The organism is Pseudomonas sp. TMW22080, assembly GCF_022496745.1.
Classification (GTDB): Bacteria; Pseudomonadota; Gammaproteobacteria; order Pseudomonadales; family Pseudomonadaceae; genus Aquipseudomonas; species Aquipseudomonas bubulae.
This window is the reverse complement of the sequence record NZ_SCFF01000003.1, coordinates 103,512-126,676: the sequence shown is the minus strand read 5'-3', so window position 1 is coordinate 126,676 and position 23,165 is coordinate 103,512. Positions and strand designations below refer to the sequence as shown.

17 protein-coding genes and 3 tRNA genes are annotated in these 23,165 nt (G+C 56.9%); 3 read left to right on the top strand and 17 right to left on the bottom strand.

Translation table 11 applies throughout. The features are described 5' to 3' along the window. Window positions 1-68: 68 nt before the first annotated feature. The 5 genes from tsaA to rimO all read right to left on the bottom strand — a co-directional run bounded on the left by tsaA (window position 69) and on the right by rimO (window position 4,132). Window positions 69-764 carry a tRNA (N6-threonylcarbamoyladenosine(37)-N6)-methyltransferase TrmO gene (tsaA, locus tag EQV96_RS10850; RefSeq protein WP_095019814.1) on the bottom strand — a complete coding sequence of 232 codons (696 nt, stop codon included), beginning with the start codon at window positions 762-764 and terminating at the stop codon, window positions 69-71. A gap of 134 nt (window positions 765-898) precedes the next feature. After that, complete coding sequence (locus EQV96_RS10845) at window positions 899-1,360, bottom strand: DUF1456 family protein (protein WP_095003025.1); 462 nt, start codon at window positions 1,358-1,360, stop codon at window positions 899-901. Window positions 1,361-1,440: 80 nt separating this feature from the next. Then, window positions 1,441-2,151, bottom strand: coding sequence for an rRNA pseudouridine synthase (locus EQV96_RS10840; RefSeq protein ID WP_095003026.1), 711 nt, complete (start codon window positions 2,149-2,151; stop codon window positions 1,441-1,443). 71 nt (window positions 2,152-2,222) lie between these two features. Beyond that, the gene (locus tag EQV96_RS10835) at window positions 2,223-2,687 is read right to left on the bottom strand and encodes a GNAT family N-acetyltransferase (protein ID WP_095019816.1); all 465 of its coding nucleotides are present in this window, start codon (window positions 2,685-2,687) and stop codon (window positions 2,223-2,225) included. Between the two features lie 104 nt (window positions 2,688-2,791). Beyond that, a complete protein-coding gene (gene rimO / locus EQV96_RS10830) occupies window positions 2,792-4,132 on the bottom strand; it encodes a 30S ribosomal protein S12 methylthiotransferase RimO (RefSeq protein ID WP_086795996.1) in 1,341 nt (446 codons plus the stop codon). A 304-nt stretch (window positions 4,133-4,436) separates the two neighbouring features. Between rimO and EQV96_RS10825 the strand changes: the two genes are divergently transcribed. Further along, entirely contained in the window at window positions 4,437-6,338 is a 1,902-nt protein-coding gene (locus tag EQV96_RS10825) for a potassium transporter Kup (RefSeq protein WP_095003028.1), read from the top strand. A gap of 111 nt (window positions 6,339-6,449) precedes the next feature. On the opposite strand, the gene EQV96_RS10820 is transcribed toward EQV96_RS10825, so the two are convergent. The 5 genes from EQV96_RS10820 to EQV96_RS10800 form a co-directional block, all read right to left on the bottom strand. After that, the gene (locus tag EQV96_RS10820; RefSeq protein ID WP_095019817.1) at window positions 6,450-7,730 is read right to left on the bottom strand and encodes an AcvB/VirJ family lysyl-phosphatidylglycerol hydrolase; all 1,281 of its coding nucleotides are present in this window, start codon (window positions 7,728-7,730) and stop codon (window positions 6,450-6,452) included. Beyond that, window positions 7,730-10,372 (bottom strand): bifunctional lysylphosphatidylglycerol flippase/synthetase MprF, encoded by a 2,643-nt coding sequence (gene mprF, locus EQV96_RS10815; protein ID WP_095019818.1) that lies wholly within the window; start codon window positions 10,370-10,372, stop codon window positions 7,730-7,732. The genes EQV96_RS10820 and mprF overlap by 1 nt, the downstream gene beginning before the upstream one ends. A gap of 259 nt (window positions 10,373-10,631) precedes the next feature. Next, window positions 10,632-10,708 (bottom strand) — tRNA-Met (locus EQV96_RS10810). 161 nt (window positions 10,709-10,869) lie between these two features. After that, a tRNA-Met gene (locus tag EQV96_RS10805) sits at window positions 10,870-10,946 on the bottom strand. A gap of 193 nt (window positions 10,947-11,139) precedes the next feature. Further along, window positions 11,140-11,216, bottom strand: a tRNA-Met gene (locus tag EQV96_RS10800). A 289-nt stretch (window positions 11,217-11,505) separates the two neighbouring features. Here EQV96_RS10800 and dinB point away from each other — a divergent pair. Continuing rightward, window positions 11,506-12,567, top strand: a complete 1,062-nt coding sequence (gene dinB / locus EQV96_RS10795; protein ID WP_095003345.1) for a DNA polymerase IV — start codon at window positions 11,506-11,508, stop codon at window positions 12,565-12,567. Between the two features lie 113 nt (window positions 12,568-12,680). Here dinB and EQV96_RS10790 read toward each other — a convergent pair whose 3' ends face one another. From EQV96_RS10790 to EQV96_RS10775, 4 genes are all read right to left on the bottom strand, one after another. Beyond that, window positions 12,681-13,634 (bottom strand): hypothetical protein, encoded by a 954-nt coding sequence (locus tag EQV96_RS10790; RefSeq protein WP_095003346.1) that lies wholly within the window; start codon window positions 13,632-13,634, stop codon window positions 12,681-12,683. A 17-nt stretch (window positions 13,635-13,651) separates the two neighbouring features. After that, window positions 13,652-15,367 carry a proline--tRNA ligase gene (locus EQV96_RS10785; RefSeq protein ID WP_095003347.1) on the bottom strand — a complete coding sequence of 572 codons (1,716 nt, stop codon included), beginning with the start codon at window positions 15,365-15,367 and terminating at the stop codon, window positions 13,652-13,654. A gap of 103 nt (window positions 15,368-15,470) precedes the next feature. After that, a complete protein-coding gene (locus tag EQV96_RS10780) occupies window positions 15,471-17,015 on the bottom strand; it encodes an AmpG family muropeptide MFS transporter (protein WP_095003348.1) in 1,545 nt (514 codons plus the stop codon). A 42-nt stretch (window positions 17,016-17,057) separates the two neighbouring features. Beyond that, complete coding sequence (locus tag EQV96_RS10775; RefSeq protein WP_095003349.1) at window positions 17,058-17,411, bottom strand: MGMT family protein; 354 nt, start codon at window positions 17,409-17,411, stop codon at window positions 17,058-17,060. A gap of 141 nt (window positions 17,412-17,552) precedes the next feature. Between EQV96_RS10775 and EQV96_RS10770 the strand changes: the two genes are divergently transcribed. Further along, window positions 17,553-18,566: a DUF481 domain-containing protein gene (locus EQV96_RS10770; protein WP_095003350.1), complete on the top strand. Its 1,014-nt coding sequence runs from the start codon at window positions 17,553-17,555 to the stop codon at window positions 18,564-18,566. A 178-nt stretch (window positions 18,567-18,744) separates the two neighbouring features. Here EQV96_RS10770 and EQV96_RS10765 read toward each other — a convergent pair whose 3' ends face one another. The 3 genes from EQV96_RS10765 to EQV96_RS10755 form a co-directional block, all read right to left on the bottom strand. Further along, window positions 18,745-19,734 carry a fimbrial protein gene (locus EQV96_RS10765; protein ID WP_095019393.1) on the bottom strand — a complete coding sequence of 330 codons (990 nt, stop codon included), beginning with the start codon at window positions 19,732-19,734 and terminating at the stop codon, window positions 18,745-18,747. A gap of 10 nt (window positions 19,735-19,744) precedes the next feature. Continuing rightward, a complete protein-coding gene (locus tag EQV96_RS10760; protein ID WP_095025561.1) occupies window positions 19,745-22,336 on the bottom strand; it encodes a fimbria/pilus outer membrane usher protein in 2,592 nt (863 codons plus the stop codon). Between the two features lie 99 nt (window positions 22,337-22,435). After that, a complete protein-coding gene (locus EQV96_RS10755) occupies window positions 22,436-23,113 on the bottom strand; it encodes a molecular chaperone (protein WP_095003365.1) in 678 nt (225 codons plus the stop codon). Window positions 23,114-23,165 lie beyond the last annotated feature (52 nt).

Here is a 23,165-nt window from a genome sequence, read left to right as displayed (position 1 = left end):
TCAGCCACCGCATGGGTGACTGACAGGCCGTAATCGCGAGCAAGCCCGCTCCCACATTGCGTTTCAGGTCACGGCTTGGGAATCACCTCAAGCACACGGATCAAACCAGGCTCGGGGTAATGCCAGCGTACATCCAGATCCCAGAACTGCGCGCCGTATTCTCGTTCGGCTGTGGGCGTCTGGTAAGCAGGGCGTGGATCTTGCGCCAGGCATTGCTCGATCAGCTCCACCAGCGGCTCCTGAAGGCGCAGGGCTTCCCTGTGGGCCTGTTGCAGGGCGCTGTCGGCCCATTGCACGGGGATCAATACCGGTGCGGCGCTGGCCATGCCATTGCTGGCATCGCTGATGATATCGGCGTAGGGCACATAGGGTTTGATATCCAGAATCGGCGTGCCGTCGAGCAGGTCGATGCCGGAAATCCACAGGCGATTGGCTTCTACCTTGTCCAGCTTGACCACTGACTGGCCGATGCCGTTCGGGCGATGGGTGGCGCGGGTGGCAAACACGCCCATCGACTTGTTGCCGCCCAGGCGTGGCGGGCGCACCTTGAGGCGAGGCTTGTCTTCAAGTGCCTGATGAAACACAAACAGCAACCAGACATGGCTGACCTGCTCCAGGCCCTGCACCGCATCGCCCTGGTCAAAGGGTGCGACCAGTTCCAGTACGCCACGGGCGGCCGGTGCCAGTTGTGGCTGGCGCGGGATGGCGAACTTCTCCTTGAAGCAGGAGCGCACAAAGCCGATGGGGGAGACGGTGTAGGGCATGGGAGATATCGGGCTGGTGGGTCAGAACAGGCTCTTGTGGGAGCGGGCTTGCTCGCGATTCAGACGGCTCGGTCAATCTGAATCACTGCGGTGCTGCTATCGCGAGCAAGCCCGCTCCCACAGGAGGTGTGTTTTCAGTCGCGAACGCGCAGGGTCAGGCCCTTGAGGAAGTTGCGCAGCAACTGGTCGCCACAGGTGCGGTAGTTGGTGTGGCCGAACTTGCGGAACAGGGCGCTCAGCTCGGGCTTGGACACCGGGAAGCCCGCAGCCTTGAGGATGGCGTGCATGTCGTCTTCCTTCAGTTCGAAGGCCACACGCAGTTTTTTCAGAATGATGTTGTTGGTCACCGGCAGCTCGACCGGCATTGGCGCACGGCTTTCGTCCTTGCCGCGCTTGAAGATCACCAGGCCATCCAGGAAGTGCGCCATCACGTCGTCAGGGCAACGTACAAAACCTTCTTCTTCGTCTTTTTTCAGGTAGGTCAGTACATCTTCCTTGGTAACTTCCAGGCCACCAAGCTTGATGATTTCGACAACCTTGTTGTCGCTGATGTCGAGCATGTAGCGCACGCTGCGCAGTACGTCGTTATGAATCATTTGGGTAATCCTGATATTCAGCAGTGAGCACCGCAGGCATTGCTGCGGTGTCGAAATGTTCGGGGTAGGGCTGTAAGTCGTTAGAACTTTTCTTTGGCGCTCATATAGCGCCATTGGCCTACGGGCAATTTGCCCATCGACACGCCGCCGATACGAATCCGGCGCATGGAAATCACGGTCAGGCCTACCGCCTGGCAGAACAGGGCAATCACACCTGGTTGCGGATTTTTCATCGCAAAACGCAGGCGGTTTTCACTCTGCCAGCTGGCCTTGACCGCAGGCAGCTCGCGACCCTTGTAGGTCATGCCGTGGTTGAGACGGTTCAGACCGTGGGGGGCCATTTCGCCAGAAACCTCGACCACGTATTCCTGCTCGATCTTGCTGGCATCGGCCGTCAGCTTGCGCACGATCTTCCAGTCCTGGGTAAACACCAGCAGGCCGCTGGCGTTGGCTTGCAGCTCATTGCCAACGCTCAGGCGCAGGAAGTGGCCCTTGAGCGGGCGCTTGCCGAAGCGGTGTTCTTCGCTCAGGGTGTCCGGGCCGATCAACGCCATGGCGCTGTCGGTATCCAGGCCCGCCGGGGCGTTGAGCAAAATGGTCACAGGCTCGGGCGCGGTGGCCTTGGCTTCAGGGTCCAGCTCGACTTTCTGGTTGTCGACCTTGAACTGTGGCTCGTCGATGACTTCGCCATCTACCGTGACCCAGCCACCTTCAATGAACAGTTCGGCCTCACGGCGGGAGCAGCCGACGAGTTCGATGAGGCGTTTGGAGAGACGTATCGGTTCAGACATGACAGGGGCCGTAAAGGAATTGGGCGGCTATTGTACCCGCCTGGCGCCGGTTAAGCCCGGCAACATTTGCCTTATGCACGTGCTGGGCGTTTATACCGCAGGTGCAGCAGGGGATAGGGCTGGCCCATGCCGTCTTTTTCGCAGCGCCCGATCACCTCAAACCCCTGTTTGAGGTAAAAGCCGATGGCTTGCGAGTTTTGCTCATTGACGTCGAGGCGTTCGGCATTCAGTTCATTGATGGCGAACATTAACAGGCACTTGCCGATGCCTTGCCCCCGGTAATCCGGGTGAACAAACAGCATTTCAACCTTGCCGGCCGCGACTCCGGCAAAGCCGGTAATGCGTTTGCTGACCGGGTCCTTGCAGCAGATCAGCATGACGGCGTCCAGATATTGGTCTTTGACCAGGCCGCGCAGAAGTTGAATATAGCTGTCAGGTAAAAAATCATGGGTGGCACGAACAGATGCTTCCCATACGTCGGTTAGTTCGGCGAAGTCCGTAAGACGTGGGGTATGAATGACCCATTGTTGTTGCATCGAGCGTGTCTCCTGACACAGGTGTGGAAGGCAATGGGTTTACGATAGCCGTAAAAAAAGCCCTGGCGCGAGAGCGGCAGGGCTTTTTGCGAGGCAGTCGCGAATTAGATCACTTCAGCCCACAGGTCATATTCGTCGGCGTCGGTGACGCGGCACATGATCTTGTCACCCGGCTTGATATCTTTTTCGGTCGCAATAAATACGTTGCCGTCGATTTCCGGAGCATCGAAGAAGCAGCGGCCTACAGCGCCTTGCTCGTCGACTTCATCGATCAGGACTTCGATTTCCTTGCCGATCTTCATCTGCAGGCGTGCTGCGCTGATGGCCTGTTGATGGGCCATAAAGCGATCCCAGCGATCCTGTTTGACGTCGTCTGGCACGATGGCCGCGTCCAGCAGGTTGGCAGGTGCTCCTTCTACCGGCGAGTACTGGAAGCAACCCACGCGATCCAGTTGAGCTTCGGTCAGCCAGTCGAGCAGGTACTGGAAGTCTTCTTCGGTTTCACCCGGGAAGCCGACGATAAAGGTCGAACGGATGATCAGTTCCGGGCAGATTTCACGCCAGTTCTTGATCCGGGCCAGGGTCTTGTCTTCAAACGCCGGGCGTTTCATGGCCTTGAGCACTTTCGGGCTGGCGTGCTGGAACGGGATGTCCAGATACGGCAGGATTTTGCCGGCGGCCATCAGCGGGATCAGTTCGTCAACGTGCGGGTACGGGTAAACGTAGTGCAGACGCACCCATACGCCCAGAGAGCTCAAGGCTTCGCACAGCTCGGTCATGCGCGTCTTGACCGGAGCACCGTTCCAGAAGCCGGTGCGGTATTTGACGTCAACGCCGTAGGCGCTGGTGTCCTGAGAAATCACCAGCAGCTCTTTGACGCCGGCCTTGACCAGGCGCTGGGCTTCGTCGAGCACGTCACCCACCGGGCGGCTGACCAGCTTGCCGCGCATCGACGGGATGATGCAGAAGCTGCAGCTGTGGTTGCAGCCTTCGGAAATCTTCAAGTAGGCGTAGTGACGTGGCGTCAGCTTGATGCCCTGTGGCGGCACCAGGTCGATCAGCGGGTTGTGATCCTGGCGCGGCGGCACCACCTGGTGCACGGCGTTGACTACCTGCTCGTACTGCTGCGGGCCGGTCACGGCCAGTACGCTTGGGTGCACGTCGCGGATATTGCCTTCTTCGACACCCATGCAGCCGGTCACGATGACCTTGCCGTTTTCCTTGATGGCTTCGCCGATCACTTCCAGGGATTCGGCCTTGGCGCTGTCGATAAAGCCGCAGGTGTTGACCACCACGACGTCGGCGTCCTGATAGGTTGAGACGACGTCATAGCCTTCCATGCGCAGTTGCGTAAGGATGCGCTCGGAGTCGACCAGTGCTTTCGGGCAACCCAGGGAAACAAAGCCAACCTTTGGGTTGGCTGGCTTGGTGGTAACGGTGGACATGGCGAACCTCGGTATGTAGTGACGTTACATGCCCGTAAAGGCTGCACGACGAACGGGCGCTTATTGCGCCTCTGATCAAAAAAAGTGCGCAATTTTAGCTATGGTCAACGCACTTGACCAGCGTTATACGGGGATTTGCGACGAGTGCTGCGCTATGCTGCGCGCCGTTGCGAAAGCAGGGTTTTTAACTAACGTGATTTTGTAGGCAGGAGCCGTAGCTAACACTCGGGAAATCAGCGCATGCTGCTGATCAAATGTAGCGCAAGCCATTAAGAAACGCGGTCAATGGTCGTAGGAGTGGTTGATGGGGCAGGCAAGCAGTCAGGCGGCAGAAGACGGTCACTCGAAGGCCAAGCCTATCGGGATGCTGGTTGCAGCGGTCGGAGTGGTGTACGGCGATATTGGTACCAGCCCGTTGTACACCCTCAAAGAGGTGTTTTCCGGCGGCTATGGTGTGCAGGTCAACCATGACGGTGTCTTCGGTATTTTGGCGCTGATCCTTTGGTCGCTGATCTGGGTGGTCTCGATCAAGTACGTGCTGTTTATCCTGCGCGCCGACAACGAAGGGGAGGGTGGCATCATGGCCCTGACCGCACTGGCCAGGCGTGCGGCGTCGCCTTATCCGAAGTTGCGTTCGGTGCTGGTGATCCTGGGGTTGATCGGTGCGGCACTGTTTTACGGCGATAGCATGATTACCCCGGCGATCTCGGTGCTATCCGCCGTAGAAGGGCTTGAGCTGGCATTCGACGGCCTGGAGCATTGGGTCGTGCCGCTGGCCTTGATTGTGCTGGTGCTGCTGTTTTTGATTCAGCGCCATGGCACGGCCAGTATCGGCAAGCTGTTCGGGCCAGTCATGGTGGTGTGGTTTGTGGTGCTGGGCGGCCTGGGGATCCACGGTATCGTTCAGCACCCTGAAGTGCTCAATGCGCTGAACCCGCTATGGGGTGTGCGGTTCTTTGTTTCTCACCCTGGCATGGGCGTTGCCATTCTGGGTGCCGTGGTGCTGGCGCTGACCGGCGCCGAGGCACTGTATGCCGATATGGGCCACTTTGGTCGCAAGCCGATTGCCCGGGCCTGGTTCATCCTGGTGTTGCCCGCGCTGGTGCTCAACTACTTTGGCCAGGGCGCCTTGCTGCTGGAAAATCCTGAGGCGGCGCGCAACCCGTTCTATCTGCTGGCGCCGGCCTGGGCGTTGATACCTTTGGTCGGGCTGGCCACGCTGGCGACGGTGATTGCCTCCCAGGCCGTGATTTCCGGAGCCTTCTCCCTGACCCATCAGGCAATTCAGCTGGGTTATATCCCGCGCATGCATATCCAGCACACCTCAAGCGCCGAACAGGGCCAGATCTACATTGGCGCGGTGAACTGGTCGCTGATGGTCGGGGTGATTTTGCTGGTGCTGGGCTTTGAGTCTTCGGGTGCCCTGGCTTCGGCTTATGGGGTGGCGGTCACAGGGACCATGCTGATTACCAGTATTCTGGTGTCGGCAGTGATGTTGCTGTTGTGGAAGTGGCCACCTGTTCTGGCCGTGCCCGTGTTGATCGGCTTTTTGCTGGTGGACGGTCTGTTCTTTATTGCCAACGTGCCGAAAATCTTCCAGGGCGGGGCGTTTCCGGTGCTGGCGGGCATAGTGCTGTTTGTCCTGATGACCACCTGGCGCCGCGGCAAGCAACTACTGGTGGATCGTCTTGACGAAAGCGCGCTGCCACTGCCGCTGTTTATCAGCAGCATCCGGGTACAGCCGCCGCATCGGGTGAAGGGGACGGCGGTGTTTCTGACTGCGCGTCCGGATGCCGTACCTCATGCGCTGTTGCACAACTTGCTGCACAACCAGGTGCTGCACGAGCAGGTGGTATTGCTCACGGTGGTCAATGAAGACTCGCCGCGAGTGCCCGCTTCGCGACGGTTCGAGGTGGACGCCTATGGTGACGGGTTCTTCCGGGTGATCCTGCACTTTGGCTTTATGGATGAACCGGATGTGCCTGAGGCGCTGAAGCTGTGCCATCTTGATGAACTGGATTTCAGCCCGATGCGCACCACTTACTTCCTTAGCCGTGAGACAGTGATTACCTCCAAACTGGTGGGTATGGCGCGTTGGCGTGAAGCCTTGTTCGCCTTTATGCTCAAGAATGCCAACAGCAACCTGCGCTTCTTCAAGCTGCCGGTTAACCGGGTGATTGAGCTGGGGACGCAGGTCGAGATGTAAACCCGTCCAGGCGCAATAAAAAAGCCCCGGCTCGCGAGAGTCGGGGCTTTTTTGGTTAAGCCCGGGCCTGTAACTGTGGGAGCGGGCAAGCCCGCTCCCACAAAGGCTGACTTATTGGGCCGTCGCCTGATGTTTCTTGATCAGGTCCACCAGGCGCTGGGCCAGGGCCGGGTAATTCTCGTCGAAGTGATGGCCGCCGGGCAGCTTGAGGCTTTCGCCGACCGCGGTCTTGGCAGTGCAGCCGCTTTCATCGACTTCTTCTGCGCCATAGATGCACACCACTTTACTGGCTGGCAGCTTGGACATTTCTTCGCCGGTATCCGCTTCTGCGCCAGCCTTGCCCAGCCAGCCATCGACATGGATCTCAAAACTGCCGCTGCGGGCAAAGGCCAGCAGCATGATCGAGTCGACACGCTTTTGCTCCGCTTCAGGCAGGCGGTTGTAGGTGGCCGGCAAAACATCTGCACCAAACGAATAGCCCACCAGTACAAAGCGCTGGGTGCCCCATTTTTGCCGGTAGTGCTGCATCAGCTCGGTGAGGTCGGTGGCGCTTTGCTCGGGGGTCTTGTGCTGCCAGTAGTAGCGCAGCATGTCGATGCCCACCACCGGGTAGCCGATCTTGGCCATCTCGCCCGCCACGTCACGGTCCAGATCCCGCCAGCCTCCATCACCGGAGAGGAACAGGGTCACGGTGCTGTTTTGCTGGCCGGCAGGTACTTCGACCACCGGCATGCTCAGCCCGCCGTTTTCATCGCCCACCAGGATTTTGCGCAGCTCGTTGCTCAGGACTTGTGGGTAGTGAATGTCGTAGTCGCTGATGCTGGTCTGCGCATTCGGTTGATCGCGTACAAAAGCCGCGCTCGGGTCATCAGGGTTGTCGTTCCAGGCCACCAGCCAGTTACCGTGGGTGGCAGTTTTCGGAACGGGCAGTGTGCAGCCGGGTTCTTCCAGCTTGAAACCCACCGATACGGCTTGCGCCTTGTCGTTGGTTTGCGCGGCCAGCCAGCGCCAGGCCAGAGTGGCCCCAGGGCCTATGCCGCTGACCAGGGTTGCAGGCCCCTTGAGCTGCTGTAGCGCGGTTTGCAGTGCTTGCTGTTGCAGGGTGCAGTCGTCCTTGGGCAGGATCACTTGCACCAGTTGCGCCTTGCCTGCGCGGCTGAGGGCCATGAGTTGCTTGTCGTTCAGGGCTTCTTCGGCCGGAGTGGCAATCACCACCCGGGCCTGGGCTCTCTGTCCGGGTGTGACCCTGGTCAGGGTCGAGCCATCGCTCTGGCCCAGGTGTTCAATCGTCGGTTCCGGAGCCGGGCGATTCCACCACCAATAGCCGCCTGCTGCCAGGGCGACCAGAACTATCAAGGCAAGCAACAAAAACCGCCAGGAACGATGTTTCATTAACGTTTCACCAATCCAGTCAAGCCGCCTGCAATCAGGGCGGCGGTATCAGCCAGTGCCACCAGCGGATCAAGTCCGGCGGGTACGGCCATATAACGAGGTTCCCAGTCGGGCTGGAATTTGTCTTTAAAGCGACGCAAACCCTGGAAGTTGTACAGGTGCTCGCCGCGCTGGAACAGCATCGAACCCAAACGTTGGGTCAAGGGTGCGCCGCGACGCGGTTGCAGGCCGGACAGAGGTACCATTCCCAGGCTGAAACGGGCGTATCCATGCTTTTTATAATGCTGAATCAGGCCGACCATCATGAATTCCATGGTCAGTTTCGGCGCGTCCGGGTGGGCACGCATCAGGTCGAGGCTCGACAGCTCATGGCTGTGGGTCTCAAGCAGGTTGGCAAAGGCCACCGGCTTGCCTTCAAAGCGAATGATCGCGATGCGAAAGTGCTTGATGTAGTCCTCGCTGAAGCGCCCGAGTGAGAAGCCTTTTTCCCGCACATTCTTGCCGGTGAGCCAGGCGTCGGAAATGACCTTGAGCTCATCCATTGGTGCCTCACCCGGTTCGTGGATTTCCAGTGATAGGCCGTCACGGGTGCCACGGTTCCAGGTGTAGCGCAGGTCCTTCATCTCTTTGCCCTTGGCTTCGAGATCAAAGCGGTGCAAGTCGACCCGGGCTTCTTCACCGAGCTTGATCGCGGTCAGGCCGATGTCCATATAGAACGGCAGGTTCTCGGCGCGTACCTGATAGAACACGGGGCGGGCATGGACGGTGTCGCACAGGTCGCGAAACTGCCAGATCAACTCGGCACGTTGCTGGGGCGGTCCGATCGGGTCGTACAGCGCCACCAGGCTGCGCCCGCGGCGAGCGTACATCAGGAAGGCGTTGTCGTCGGGGTGGAACAGCAAGGCCTTGTCGCCGGTCAGTGCGAGGCCGCCGTCGGGCTGGTCGGAGGCAAGGATGATCTTGCCGGCCTTTTCCAGTTCGGTGGCATCGGGCAGGTGGATCACCGGGCGGGCGGTGCGCAGCAACCAGGTCAGGGATACGACCACCAGCAGTACCGCGGCACCCAGCAGCGAGCGCAGGCCCCGTGGTGCGTCCGAGTCAAGGGTGAACTGCCACCACAGTTGATGGCTATAAGGAACGTCCTGATAGGCGAACAACAGCAACCAGATCGAGGCACCCAGTACGCAGACACTGGCCACCAGATATAGCGGTGAAAAGGGCAGTTCGGTCAGGCGGCTCGGGCGGTAGAAAGAGCGGCGGAACAGGCCCAGCAGGCTGGCGGTGAGAACCAGGATAGTGGCTTCCTCCCAGTCGAAGCCTTTCAGCAGGGACAGCACGGCGCCGACCAGCAACAGGATAGTGGTCAGCATCCAGGCGGCGGACAGGCGGCGGCGCAAGCCCTGGGCCAAAAGCAGGCAGAGCACGCCGATCAGGCTGGCGCCAAAGTGCGAAGCGTCGACCAGGCGATGGGGGATCAGAAAACCGATGTGTTCGAGGCGCGTGTCGATTTCCGGTGTGGCACCGGAGAACAGCAAAACCACGCCGGACATGAATACCAGCACGGCCAGTACCGGAGCGGCCAGGCCTGACGCAACCCGCAGGCTTTGGCGAGTGTGAATCAGGCGCTGAGCTTCGGTCATCAGCAGCATCAGGCAGGCAATCAGCAGCGGCAGAATCACATAGATCATGCGATACAGCAGCAGGGCTGCCGCCAATGGTGCGGCGCCGAGCTTGTCGGCGAAGGCTGCCAGCAAGATTGCCTCAAACACCCCGACACCGCCGGGGACGTGGCTGAGCACGCCGGCCGCCAGGGCCAGCAGGTAAACCAGCATAAATGCGCCGAAGGGCGGTGCTTCAGGCAACAGCAGATAGAGCACCGTGGCGGCGGCCGCGACGTCCAGAGCGGTAATGACCAGTTGCAGCAAGGTCAGGCGCGCACTTGGCAGGCGCAATGTGCGGCGCCCGGCCTTGACCAGCAGGTTATCCGGGATCGGCTGCTCGGGCAGGCGTCGGCGGTAGATTCCTATTGCCAGCAAGGCAAACAGGGCCAGCACCGCAAAAGCGATAGCACCCAATATCCAGGCCGGGATATGCAGGGCGGCGGAGGCTGCGGGCAAATTGCTCAATGTGGCCAGTGCCGCCAGCGGTGGCAGGGCGCAGCCCAGCGACAGGCTGGCAAACAGAGTCATATGGGCGACTTCTGATGCCCCCGCGCCATACCGGGCATAAAGGCGATACCGCACAGAGCCGCCGGACAGCAGCGACAGGCCGATGGCATTGCCAATGGCAAAGGCGGTAAAGCCGCCCAGTGCCAGGGTTTTGGGTGGCAGTTTTACCCCCGCATAGCGGCTGGCTGACCACTCATAACCGAGCAGGATGATAAAACCCGCGGCAGTCGCAGCCACGGCACCGAAGAGGGCGGGCTTGGGAACTTCGAGGATCGAGTCATGCAGGGCGTACAGGTCAAGTTCGCTTAACAGATGGCGACACGCAATCAGTGCTATTGCAAATAACAGCAGCGTGAGCGCGAGCCCAATGGGTTGGCGATACTTGCTCAGCAAATCCAGCCAGCGCAAACGGGTCGCGGCTATGGGGTGGGCTGCTGTAACGGCTTCTTTGGGTTCTGGCGAGTTATCGGGCATCAATCACCTCGTGGATCGTGCGCGATAGGATGGAGGCATAGGCTCAAGTTACCAATCCTTTTGGTCAAAATATTTCTAAATGTGTTCAGCCGTTTGCCTGAGGTTCAGGATTGGTCTGAGAAAAAAGGGTAATTGTTGGCGGACAGCATAGATGAACGGACTTTCAGAAATATGACGTTTAATGTCAATAAACGCTTGCCCCTGACTTTTCGAGCGCGCACAAAAAAGGCCACTCTTTCGAGTAGCCTTTTTTGATGTTTGGTTGCGGGAGCCGGATTTGAACCGACGACCTTCGGGTTATGAGCCCGACGAGCTACCAGACTGCTCCATCCCGCGTCTGTGTGGTGGATTCTACAGCGAATCGTTAAGGTGTCAACCCTTAAATCACGTAACCGCTTGAAATACCCGGTTTTAATCCATTCTCTGCATTTGGCAGGAGGAGGGTAAAAACACCCGGGCACAAAAAAGGCCACTCTTTCGAGCAGCCTTTTAATGTTTGGTTGCGGGAGCCGGATTTGAACCGACGACCTTCGGGTTATGAGCCCGACGAGCTACCAGACTGCTCCATCCCGCGTCTGTGGGGCGCACTTTACAGTGATGGGCGGGGGAGTCAACCTTTAATGTATAAATGAGTTAAATAAGATCAAAGCTGGCATTGATTTTGGATATGGGCAGTTCGGTCCGTAGCAGCTGCTACGGGGTGGGTGGCAGCACAAAACACACGCGCACAAAAAAGGCCACTCTTTCGAGTAGCCTTTTTCGATGTTTGGTTGCGGGAGCCGGATTTGAACCGACGACCTTCGGGTTATGAGCCCGACGAGCTACCAGACTGCTCCATCCCGCGTCTGTGGGGTGGATTCTACAGCGATACGCTGGGCTGTCAAATGTTAATTTAGAAAAATTCGTTATGCGTCAATTGCTTAGCTAGAAAATACAGCTATAAAAAGACCTGCAGGCCCTGTTCCGTATGGGGTGTAGCTCTATTGAGGGTAGAGATTCGATTGAAAAAAACAATTCAGCTGCGATTTTTCCCGCGTCTGTCGGGGAGAATCAAGACTACTGGTGCTATATACAGTTCGCGGTGACATACTTGCGCCGAGTATTGCCTACCTCCTTGAAGAACACCGCCTTACATGACGCAGCGCAAAATCATCCACGTCGACTGTGACTGTTTCTATGCCGCTATTGAGATGCGTGATGACCCGAGCCTGGCAAACAAGCCGATGGCTGTCGGGGGCTCGGCTGATCGGCGCGGGGTCATCTCGACCTGTAATTATGAAGCTCGGGCTTATGGCGTGCGCTCGGCAATGGCGTCCCGGCATGCGCTCAAGCTGTGCCCGGACCTGGTTATCGTCAACGGCAGGATGGATGCTTATAAAGAAGCGTCCAGAGAGATTCACGGCATCTTGCGCGACTACACCGAGCTGATTGAGCCGCTGTCTCTGGATGAAGCCTATCTGGATGTATCCGACAGCCCGCATTTTGCCGGCAGTGCCACGCGCATAGCTCAGGACATCCGCCGGCGCGTTTCCAATCAGTTGCATATCACGGTGTCGGCCGGGGTAGCCCCCAACAAGTTTCTGGCCAAAATTGCCAGTGACTGGCGCAAGCCCAACGGCTTGTTCGTGATCACCCCTGATCAGGTTGATGATTTCGTGTCTGCCTTGCCGGTCAATAAGCTGCATGGCGTGGGCAAAGTCACGGCGGACAAGCTTGGGCGCCTGGGTATCGAAACCTGCCTGCAACTGCGTGATTGGAACAAACTGGCTCTGGTGCGGGAATTCGGCAGTTTTGGTGAGCGGTTGTGGGGGTTGGCGCAGGGGATTGATGAGCGTCCGGTGCAAAGTGACAGTCGGCGTCAGTCAGTCAGCGTGGAAAACACTTACGATACTGACCTGCCAGATCTGGCCTCTTGCCTGGAGAAACTCCCGGAGTTGCTAGAGACCCTGAACCGGCGTATTGGCCGTATCGACAGCAGTTATCGCCCCGGCAAGCCGTTTGTCAAAGTGAAGTTCCATGACTTTACCCAGACCACGCTGGAGCAGTCCGGTGCCGGGCGCGACCTTGAGAGTTATCAGGGGTTGTTGAGCCAGGCGTTTGCGCGCGGTGCCAGGCCCGTGCGATTGCTCGGGCTGGGCGTGCGTTTGCATGATTTGAACAGTGGTTTTGAGCAGCTGGAGCTGTTCAAGGGGTAGGCTGGTTTGCTGGTTGGGGGAGCGGGCTTGCTCGCGATGCTGGCGTGCGGTCTGTCAGGAAAACCGCAGCGATATCATCGCGAGCAAGCCCGCTCCCACATGTCAGAGTTGCGTCAACTGACGCCGGGATCCGCTACCAGTCTCCCGGCATTTTTGGTCAAGGATTGAAGAAATTCACGTTGCAGCTCAGGATCGTTGCGCGTGAGTTCGATCAGGCTTTGTTCCAGTTCGCTGGCTTCTTCTTCCAGCCCCAGTTCCGACAGGCGTTTGACCCGATGTACCCATTGGTTGACGTCGTCACCCTCCAGGTCGTCGTAGATCAGGTTATGTGCTTCGAGCAGCTTGCCACGCAGGTGACTGCTGATCGACAGGGTCGAATCGGAATGGGTTTCGTCCTGGGCGTCTTCCACCATGATGGTCAGCTTGCCGACGTGATTGAGATCCTGTTCGGCAAAAGGGCTGTCCAGCAGGTTGAGGCGCAGCACGCCATTGCGGTCTGTGGTCAGCTCGTGGGTCTGTTTGCCAGCCTTGATCACCACCGGGCGTTCGGCCCAGGGCAGGCTTGAATATTCCAGGCGCTTGTCACGCTGAACATCATCAATCCCCGCCAGGTTCTGCTCGGCGCGGCCATGGGACTGCACGTTCATCGCCGGGTTTACCCCTGCAAAGCCGTAGTTGATCCAGTCTTTGGTCACGCTGTCAGGCAGTTGCCCGAACATGAACACATTAAGCACATTGGCACCTACCCCGGCGACAATAGCCACCGCGCCCAGCGGAATCTCGTAGACTTCGCGCCAGGGTTGGTATGGGGTGTAGCGGTCGTAATGACGTGTGACATCGAACTCGGTGACCTCGAAGGTCTTCTGTTCATTGATGCGCACACGACGTTGCGGCAGCTCAAGCACAGTTGGCGAGCCGACATCGATCTGCAGGCTGTGGGCGAGCAGTTTGCGCTCGATGCGTTCCTCGTGCTCGCTGCGTTGCGACATGTGATTGGCACAGCCGCTCAGCAGCAGGGCGCCGCACATGGCGGCGCCCCCGAGGGTCAAGGTGTTTCGAGTGAACATGGCGTCTCTATCTGGTTTCAGCGAGCGATACGGGCCTGAAGGAAGGCAAGCACATCAGCAACGGGCAGGGCTTGCGGCTCTGCTTCGGTGCGGCTCTTGTATTCCAGATTGCCTTCAGCCAGGCCACGGTCGCTGACCACGATCCGGTGCGGGATGCCGATCAGTTCCATGTCTGCGAACTTGATGCCGGGGCTGGTTTTCTTGTCGCGATCGTCCAGCAGCACTTCAAAGCCAGCTGCAGTCAGTTCGGCATAGAGCGTGTCGGTAGCTTCACGTACGGCTTCGGTTTCGTAGCGCAGCGGTACCAGGGCAACCTGGAACGGGGCCAGGGCATCGCTCCAGATAATGCCACGCTCGTCGTTGTTCTGCTCGATGGCTGCGGCAACCACGCGGGAAACACCAATGCCGTAGCAGCCCATGGCCAGGGTGACCGGCTTGCCGTTTTCGCCCAGTACCTGGCACTTCATGGCTTCGCTGTACTTGGTGCCCAGCTGGAAGATGTGACCCACTTCGATACCGCGCTTGATTTCCAGCGTGCCTTTGCCGTCCGGGCTAGGGTCGCCGGCCACCACGTTGCGCAGGTCGGCAACGGTCGGTACTGGCAGGTCGCGCTCCCAGTTCACGCCGAAATAGTGTTTGTCGTCGATATTGGCACCCACACCGAAGTCGCTCATCAGCTCGACCGAGCGATCAATGATGCATGGCAGTGGCAGGTTCAGCGGGCCCAGAGAGCCAGCGCCGGCGCCGATGGCGTCACGCAGTTCGGCATCCGAGGCCATGACCAGCGGGCTGTGCACCAGCGGATGGTTGGCAGCCTTGATTTCGTTGAGTTCGTGATCGCCACGGATCACCAGAGCGATCAGTTTGCCAGCTTCGGCGGCGTGAACGATCAGGGTCTTGACGGTTTTCTCGATTGGCAGGTCATAGCCATCAACCAATTGCGCGATGGTCTTGGCATCCGGTGTGTCGACCAGGCGCAGCTCCTGGGTGGCAGCAGGGCGCGAAGTTTCGGCGGGTACGGCTTCGGCTTTTTCGATGTTGGCCGCGTAGTCGGAACCATTGCTGAACACGATATCGTCTTCGCCGGATTCAGCCAGAACGTGGAACTCGTGGGAGCCGGCACCGCCGATGGAGCCGTTGTCGGCTTCAACTGGGCGGAAGTTCAGGCCCAGGCGGGTGAACACGTTGCAGTAGGCCTGGTGCATACGGTCATAGGTGACCTGCAGCGAAGCGGTGTCTGCGTGGAAGGAGTAGGCGTCCTTCATGATGAATTCGCGGCCGCGCATCAAGCCGAAGCGCGGGCGGATTTCGTCACGGAATTTGGTCTGGATCTGGTACAGGTTGATTGGCAGCTGTTTGTAGCTGTTCAACTCGTTGCGGCACAGGTCGGTGATCACTTCTTCGTGGGTCGGGCCCACGCAGAACTCGCGACCGTGGCGGTCTTTAAGGCGCAACAGTTCAGGGCCGTACTCTTCCCAACGGCCGGACTCCTGCCACAACTCAGCTGGCTGGATACTCGGCATCAGCACTTCCAGAGCGCCTGCAGCGTTCATTTCTTCGCGAACAATGGCTTCGGCCTTGCGCATGATCCGCAGGCCCATGGGCAGCCAGGTGTAGAGGCCCGAAGCAAGTTTGCGAATCATGCCTGCGCGCAGCATCAGCTGATGGCTGATAACGACCGCATCTGAAGGCGTTTCTTTCTGTGTGGCGAGCAAATATTGACTGGTGCGCATGGTTAGCCGGTGCCGTTGCTGATGACTAGAAATGACTCGGCATTGTACGGGCGAGATCTGCCTGCGTACAGGGCGGGCGGGGGAGGTGTGCTCCCCCTCGTGTTTATTGGGCCTTTTCCAGGTCGACAACGGGCTTTTGCCGGGCCCGGCGGCTCTCCTGATACCAGTGCAAGGCAATCAGCAGCAGCGTCGGGATGCCCATCACCGCGGTAATGATAAAGAAGTTGTGATAACCGAACTTCTCGACCATGACCCCCGAGTAACCGCCCATCAAGCGCGGTAGCAGCAGCATGATCGAGCTGAGCAGGGCGTACTGGGTGGCGGAGAATTTGAGGTTGGTCAGACTGGACAGGTAGGCTACGAATGCTGAGGTGGCGAGGCCGGAGCTGAAGTTGTCGAGGGAAATGGTGACAATCAGCATCTGCAGGTTCGGGCCCATATCGGCCAGCAACATGAACAGCAGGTTGGTGCCTGCCGATGCTGCACCACCGATCAACAGAATTGGCAAAATGCCGAAACGCACGATCAACAAGCCGCCCATGCCCGCACCGACAAGGGTCATGATCAGGCCGAAAATCTTGCTGACACCGGCAATCTGATCCTTGGTGAAACCCTGGTCGATATAGAACACGTTGGCCATTACGCCCATGACCGTGTCCGACATGCGGTAAGTGGCAATCAACCCCAGCAGTAGCAGGGCTTGCCAGCGATACCGAACGATAAAGTCATTAACCGGGGTCAGAACCGGAGCCAGGCCGCGTCGTCCGATGGATGAAAGGCACAACACGGTGAGCAGGGTGTACAGGATGGCGCGTAGAAACGCCCGGTCTTCCAGTATCAGGTTCAGCGGGCTGACCCCTTCAAACAACACGCCAGCAAAATCGGTGTTGTAGAGCTGGGTGAACATGGCCGGGACAGATACCAGCAGTACGATCAGTACAAAAACTGACGCCAGCTGATGGCCAAAGCTGTAGCGCCCGGCCGACAGCTGGGTGCGCAACGGTACCGGCGGTTCGCGCATAAACAGGGTGGTGAGCAGTGCGGGGACCATCAGCAGGCCGAACAGCACGTAGGTGCCGGTCCAGGCCGAATGTTTGTAGTTGAAGCCCGTCGAACCGAAGCCTTCGGCAAAGAACAGGGCGCCCGCCGTGGCCAGCAGGGCCGCTACGCGATAACCGGACATGTAACTGGCGGCGAGCGCGGCCTGCCGGTTGTCTTCGGCGATTTCCAGGCGATAGGCATCGACGGCAATGTCCTGGGTCGCCGAAGCGAAAGACACTACAACCGCAATGGCAATCAGCCAGGACAGATGTTTTTGCGGGTCACAAAAGCCCATGCCGATCAGGCCCAGGATAACCAGTGACTGTGACAGCACCAGCCATGAGCGACGCCGGCCAAGTTTGCCGAGTAATGGCAGGCGCCATTGGTCCAGCAGCGGCGACCACACCCATTTGAAGGCGTATGCCAGCCCGATCAGGCTGGCATAGCCAATGGTTTCGCGGGCCACACCGGCTTCGCGCAACCAGACGGAAAGGGTTGAAAACACCAGCATGTACGGCAAGCCGGCGGCAAAACCGAGCAGCAACAGCACTAGGGTCGAGGGGCTGGAATACGCAGCTAGCGCTTCGCGCCAGGTTTTACGGGGCATGGACTGGAGTCTGCCTCTGGTTGCGGAAACAAAGGGCGCACTCTAACCGCAGTGCTCTATCTGGCGCCAGCCATGGCGTCGCATATCCACGCGATTATTCATGATGCTCAAGCCTTCTGCCCGCAAACGCGCGCGCTGTTCATCACCAGACGGGCTACCTGCAGGCAGACTGATACGACCACCGGCGGCGAGCACCCGGTGCCACGGCAGGCGTGTATCGTCGGGGAGCTGGCTGAGCGTTCGCCCAACCCAGCGCGCTGCGCGACCCAGACCCGCCGCTTCGGCGAGTTGCCCGTAAGTAACCACGTAACCTGCAGGCACCATCATCAAGGTTGAATACAGCGCCGTGCGCCGAATCTCGGCGGGAGTTTGAAGAATGTCTGGCAGTGTATTCAAGGGACACTTCTGGTCAAGATGGGGGTTGTTACAGAACTATAGAATGAACTCCGGCACAATGAGTCGGTCTTTCTTCCTCAAGGGCGTATCCATCCGGATAATGCCGGCATTCTTCCGTTTTTCTGAGTTTCGCATCCGCTTATGTTGTCCAGAACCCTGTTATGCCTTGTTGTCATGTGCCTTGCTGCGCCCGTGTTTGCCGATACGGTGTGGTTGAAAAACGGCGACCGCCTGAGCGGCAAGATCAAAGTCTTTGATGGCGGCAAATTACTGATTCAGACCGAGTATGCGGGGGCCGTGCCCATTGACTGGAAGCAGGTCAAGACCCTGGAAAGTGATCAGGAATTGCTGGTCAAGCAGGATGCCTGGACCGGTGAAAAGGCCAAGTCATTGCAGGCGGCCGAAGACGGCAGCGTAACCCTGGTCAACGGTGAAGCACCGAAAACCGTAGCTCTGGCCAGTATCCAGCAACTCATCAAGCCCAAACCGCTGGTCGAAGACATGGTCTGGAAAGGCAATGTTGATGTGGCGATGGACTACAAACGGGCGGACAAGGATACCGACGACTACGATCTCGATTTCAAGACCACTGCCCGCCACGGCGCCTGGCGTCATCACGCAGAGGGTGAGTACAACCGCGAGTTTCAGAACGATGTGGTAACCACGGATAACTGGACTGCTGAGTACGCGCTGGATTACTTCATCAGCGACAAGTGGTACTGGCAAGGTCGTTTGACCTATAACCGCGACCGGGTGGAAGACATTTCCCGTCAGCGTACAGTCGGTACCGGCCCCGGCTACCAGTTCTGGGATGACGAATTGGGCGCATTCTCGCTGGGCTCACTGCTCAATCGCACTGATTACGAATACTCTGACGGTAAGAAAGACAACTTCTACTCGCTGGCCATGAAGTGGGATTACAACCGTTACCTGATGGGCAAAACAGTCTCGTTTTTCACCAATGGTGAATTGGGCAAGTCGCTGGAAGGGGAGTCGGACTACAGTCTCGATTCCGAAATCGGCTTGCGTTACAAGGTCACGGAATGGGCATCGCTGAATCTAAAGGCCGAGAAAGACCTGATTGGCAGCTCGAGTGGCTCTGATAACGCCCTCAACAAGACCCGCTATACCGTAGGGTTTGGCGTGGTCTGGTAGTAAAACCGTACGGCATGACTTGAGAGGGCGGGCTTGGATCTTGTGGGGAATCAGAAAACACCCGTTTGAATTCCAAGGATGTTGAAATTCACCAATGCCTGCCTCATTAGAGGCAGGGCTCTCCCTCAAAAACTAAGGTTCTGACCTGATATCTAGATGCAACCATCGACTTAAGGTATCAGTTGTAGGTCAGGGTAAATGTTGCCGTGCTGTTTGCCACGCCACCACTTACGCTTGCGCCGGTCTGATAATACCGGGCCGTCAGTGGGATTGAGTAGTTGCCGTCGTTCGTGACGGTCCCTACGGTAATATTAGTCGCCAGCTTTACAGGCGTACTGTTGTGAAGTAATTGTAAACCTATGCCCTTGGCCATGGTCCCGGAAGGGGTGGAGTTCAGCGCCAATACACCCTCGACGGCAGACGCATGGGGGCTGCCGTCCAGTTTGACCTGTACACGAGTGTTTGCATCGCAATTTAGCTCTATGGCGAATGGTGTTTCGGCGGCGACGCTACCGGGCCCAGTAAAAGTGCTCATCGGTATTCCATCGCCCATCGGAACGTTGATGGAAGCGCTGGTGACGGAGCAGGCAACGGGAACAATAGTATTAACGCCCACTAATGTGATGTTGGCGGTATAGAAGTTTCCAACAATGGACGCTCTGGCAATTCTTCCGGTGGTAAGAGTTCCTGCTCCTACGGCACCCGCCTTTGTTTTGATAAGTCTTACACGCATACCGCGGGGGATTGAAATATAATTGTTGGCGCCTAGGGGTTCGTCGTACGGTACGATGTAAGTGTTTGATTCATTATTTGTACTTATCCCGACCCCGTCAATATTGGTGTTGTATATTCGGTTTGCCAGGGGGCTCAGGACAGTAAATATTTCATTTGTCCAGCGGTATGTCCAACTCGTGTTGCACCCGAAAAAGGGATAGGAACTATGATATGGGCCGGTGCTTATTGTCGCCAATACGGTGCCAGCAGGACTGTCCCGCTGAACAATGATAGAACCAAAATTGATATCTTTTCTTATTTCTGAAGTGGCCCCGTTATAGAAAGAACAACTGGCTGTGGCGATGTTCGAAAAGGCAAGAATGAACAATCCGAAAGTAGCGTGACCTCTATGTTTTACGATAAGGTCACTGGCTTTATATTTGGCAAGAGTCATGGTTTTCCGCCTATTGACAGATGCTTGAAAGGGAGCTGATGGCGGGGGTGGCGTTTTGCTCTACAAGCAGCTCAGGCAAGATGAAGTGTGACGTGCATTGCTGGCCAGATTTATCCCCCCATTTTACATGCAGTGCTCCGGACTGCGGCACACCGCTGAGGTATACCTCGCCCTCCAGGCCGACAACGCCCTCATTATTAGAATGAGTTGAGTTCTCCAGCAGTGTCGCGGTAGCGCCAAAAGGTACGGGCTTGCCGCCGTGACTCAAAGAAATCAATACACGCTTGCCAACACGAGTCTTAAAGTCTGCCAATACAAGCGCACCTTTGGTAGGAATCACCGTTTTGGTATTGATCTCAATATCAACGTCGTCAGTGAGTGTTGCGGTGTCAAGCGCTACCCGGTTTTTTCGGTATGTACTGAGATAGGGCACGACAGCATAACCACGCGAGTCGGTTTTTACACCGGTAGTATTCTTTACTTTGGCACCGGCTGCGTCAGGTGCCCGAACCAAGGCCATGGTTTCACCATGTTGTTGTGAAAGCGTGACACCATAAGGGTGGGCTACAATACCGCCTTGCAAGTTGTAATTGACTTGCTGTGATCGGGTGTCGTAGTTATAACCAATCCTGGCTTCTCCATAAGTGCCTTTGTAGTTTGCGTTGGCATTACCGCTACTGCCGACACCTTGGTTTGCGTACCGCTGTTGAATACTGTAGCTCAGGTTGTTGTCTGCCAGTGCGGTGCCGCTCAGGCCTACGTCATGAGCGCTGCTGCCTTGCTTGCTGGCGTTGAAATTGTAACTGGCCCAACTGTTAGGGAGTGTCTTGCCCAAAGGGAACTGAACTTTGAAGGAAAGTTGCTGATCTTTGTTGTTGCGTCCAGTATCAAGCGGTGTCTGGGTGAAAGTATACGCCAAGCCGTAGTTGATGCTGCGGTAACTGAGGTCATAACCTGCCGTCAGGCTGCGCTCATATTTGTTTTGACGCCAGAAACTTTGTTGGTATCCATTAAGATAGAAGTTTCCTTTGTCTCCAAAAGATTGGTTGATGCTGAGCTGCGTCTTGCTGCGTTTAGTGCTGGTTCCGCGCCAATTATTGAAGTTGTCGGGGTCAATTTCGTTGGCTTCCTGAAAATCGTAGTAGCCGCTGGTGGAGTAGCGATATCCAGCCAACGTAAAGGTAGTGTCAGTGGTATTAATGGTTTTTGAATAGAGGAAGCGGTAAGACTGCCCTTGATGGCTGGACCCGTTGCGTAGTTTGGCGTGTGCCTGTGTAGCATCCACAGATACCGCCCCCCAACCTTCCAGCGTATGGCCAATACCAACAGTCGTTGCATTATATTTTCCAGATGCCAGTAAGCCACCATAGAGGGTGTAGTCATAGGGCAGTCCGTAAATCAGCGTGCTTTGCATAAAACTTGGTTTGCTGGCTGCGCTGGCGTTGGAACGATATTGTCCTGCAGTCACTGAATACTTCAGGCGCCCTTCACGTAGCATTACAGGTACCGCAGAAAATGATTGAGTTGAAAGGCGTACGGTGCCATCACTTTCGGTGATTGCAATTTCCAAGTCACCACTGGAGGACGTGGGATACAAGTCAGTGATTGTGAACGCACCCGCCGAGACATAGGTTTGATAAATAATGTAGCCATTTTGTCGCACGGTGACCTGGGCATTACTCTGGGCAATGCCTCGAACAACGGGTGCAAACCCTTTCAGACTGTCAGGGTACATGTTGTCGTCCGAATTTAATTGAATACCGCGGTATAGCACACTGTTGAAAACGTCACTGGGCGTTGAGCTGTCACCCAACGTCAGTTGCCCCTTTAGTGACTGAATATCCTTTTGCGCATAAGTGTCGAGGTTCTGCCAGTTGTTATTTCCGTTACGTGAATTATACGTAGAATAATTACGCAGCCTCCACGCGCCCAAGTTCAGGCCACTGCGTAAATTTAAATAATAGCTGTCGTTTGTCTTTGAGCGATTATTGCTATTATTATTGAGCGTGTTGGAGCCGCTGAAACTATAGTTCAACAGTGCAGCCGAAAGGCCTTGATCCCATAGCTGAGGATCCACGTAGCCATGAGCCTGGCTTGTGAGTGCGGCTTGGGGGATGCTGATATCCAGCCGCTGCAGTTTGAAATCGAACCGGCTGCTGGCATAGGGGATGTAGTCTGACAATGTACTGATTGCGCTTGTTGAGGGCAGTTGCTGCAAGGCCGGGAAAGCTTCCAGCTTGACCCCCATCTCCTGGAGTTGAGGTGAGGTCAGTTCGGGTTGAAGTGTTCCAGCGATACTCACAAAGTTTACGTCTCGATGGGCTACCCGATTATCATTTAGATATATATCGACACTGTATAGACCTGGTAGTTGCCCGCCCTGGTTGGCGAAGTACTCTAGGTCGATGGGCTTTTGTCCAGGATCACCCATTTCCAGAGCGTGGGGGTTGAAGTATTCCTGCGCAAAAGCTGAAGAGGGCTGGAAGGCGAGTTCTAATGTTGCGGGTATGCTGATCAATAAAGTCAGGTGAGTGCAGTGCAAGAGTGGCGCACGCTGGCGCACCTGGAATTTAAGGGCCTGGTAGAAAGGGGCTTTTTGCATGCGAACGACCTCGATACAACTGCAGTGAAACTCAGTCGCTATCGCTTGGCTGTGTGAAGTTTAGGGTGGCCTGGACAATAAAGTATGCAAAGTACCTGGCTACTGCAGTGCGGCACTTGCGGTGGGGGAAACTCCGCCATAATCGTTGATGGCTTGCCAGCTGACAGGTCCGGTCGCGTCGGGAGGAATCTCCCAGCTGAGCGTTTTTTGTGGGGCAACCATACCGGCATTTTGTATTTCTTTATCTCCCACGCGGACGTGAAAAAAAGAAACATGATACGGCGTTGGATTGTTAACTTTTAGCTGCCTGCCCTGGCGAGTAAAGGTCAATGCCTTGTAAGCTTCGGTCGCATCACCAGGGAGACCAGTAGGACGATAAAAAACCTTGATTCGACTTTTGACCGAAATTTGTAACTGGTTGGAATCGCTTTTCTCCGAGGCTGATATTGTTTTTACATTCACCCAGAATGCCGACTCTTTATCGGCGGGTAACTGCCCTCCCGTATGAATGATGCGCAGGGTGTTTTCTTGGTCTGCGTCAAGGCGAAAGAGGGGCGGCGTTATGATAAAGGGGGCTTTGTTGCTGTCGTGCAGGTTTTCTACCCAGGACTGAATCAGATAAGGCTCTGACGTTCCAGTATTGCTTACCGAGAAGGAAGAGTCTTTTCTTGCGGTGTCATAAATAACTCGAGTGCCTCCTATTACCACTCCCGCCGAAGCAGTATGAGTCAGGCTGGCGAGAGTTAGAGTAATACAGATGGACGTGAGCCATTGCATTGTGTGGTTTTCCTCAAGGTGCCTACCCCTTGCAAGGGGTGGGCACAGGTTG

Coding starts and splice junctions, on each gene's coding strand:
- tsaA (WP_095019814.1), bottom strand. CDS start 764: ATGCCCTACACCGTCTCCCCCATCGGCTTTGTGCGCTCCTGCTTCAAG.
- EQV96_RS10845 (WP_095003025.1), bottom strand. CDS start 1,360: ATGATTCATAACGACGTACTGCGCAGCGTGCGCTACATGCTCGACATC.
- EQV96_RS10840 (WP_095003026.1), bottom strand. CDS start 2,151: ATGTCTGAACCGATACGTCTCTCCAAACGCCTCATCGAACTCGTCGGC.
- EQV96_RS10835 (WP_095019816.1), bottom strand. CDS start 2,687: ATGCAACAACAATGGGTCATTCATACCCCACGTCTTACGGACTTCGCC.
- rimO (WP_086795996.1), bottom strand. CDS start 4,132: ATGTCCACCGTTACCACCAAGCCAGCCAACCCAAAGGTTGGCTTTGTT.
- EQV96_RS10825 (WP_095003028.1), top strand. CDS start 4,437: ATGGGGCAGGCAAGCAGTCAGGCGGCAGAAGACGGTCACTCGAAGGCC.
- EQV96_RS10820 (WP_095019817.1), bottom strand. CDS start 7,730: ATGAAACATCGTTCCTGGCGGTTTTTGTTGCTTGCCTTGATAGTTCTG.
- mprF (WP_095019818.1), bottom strand. CDS start 10,372: ATGCCCGATAACTCGCCAGAACCCAAAGAAGCCGTTACAGCAGCCCAC.
- dinB (WP_095003345.1), top strand. CDS start 11,506: ATGACGCAGCGCAAAATCATCCACGTCGACTGTGACTGTTTCTATGCC.
- EQV96_RS10790 (WP_095003346.1), bottom strand. CDS start 13,634: ATGTTCACTCGAAACACCTTGACCCTCGGGGGCGCCGCCATGTGCGGC.
- EQV96_RS10785 (WP_095003347.1), bottom strand. CDS start 15,367: ATGCGCACCAGTCAATATTTGCTCGCCACACAGAAAGAAACGCCTTCA.
- EQV96_RS10780 (WP_095003348.1), bottom strand. CDS start 17,015: ATGCCCCGTAAAACCTGGCGCGAAGCGCTAGCTGCGTATTCCAGCCCC.
- EQV96_RS10770 (WP_095003350.1), top strand. CDS start 17,553: ATGTTGTCCAGAACCCTGTTATGCCTTGTTGTCATGTGCCTTGCTGCG.
- EQV96_RS10765 (WP_095019393.1), bottom strand. CDS start 19,734: ATGACTCTTGCCAAATATAAAGCCAGTGACCTTATCGTAAAACATAGA.
- EQV96_RS10760 (WP_095025561.1), bottom strand. CDS start 22,336: ATGCAAAAAGCCCCTTTCTACCAGGCCCTTAAATTCCAGGTGCGCCAG.
- EQV96_RS10755 (WP_095003365.1), bottom strand. CDS start 23,113: ATGCAATGGCTCACGTCCATCTGTATTACTCTAACTCTCGCCAGCCTG.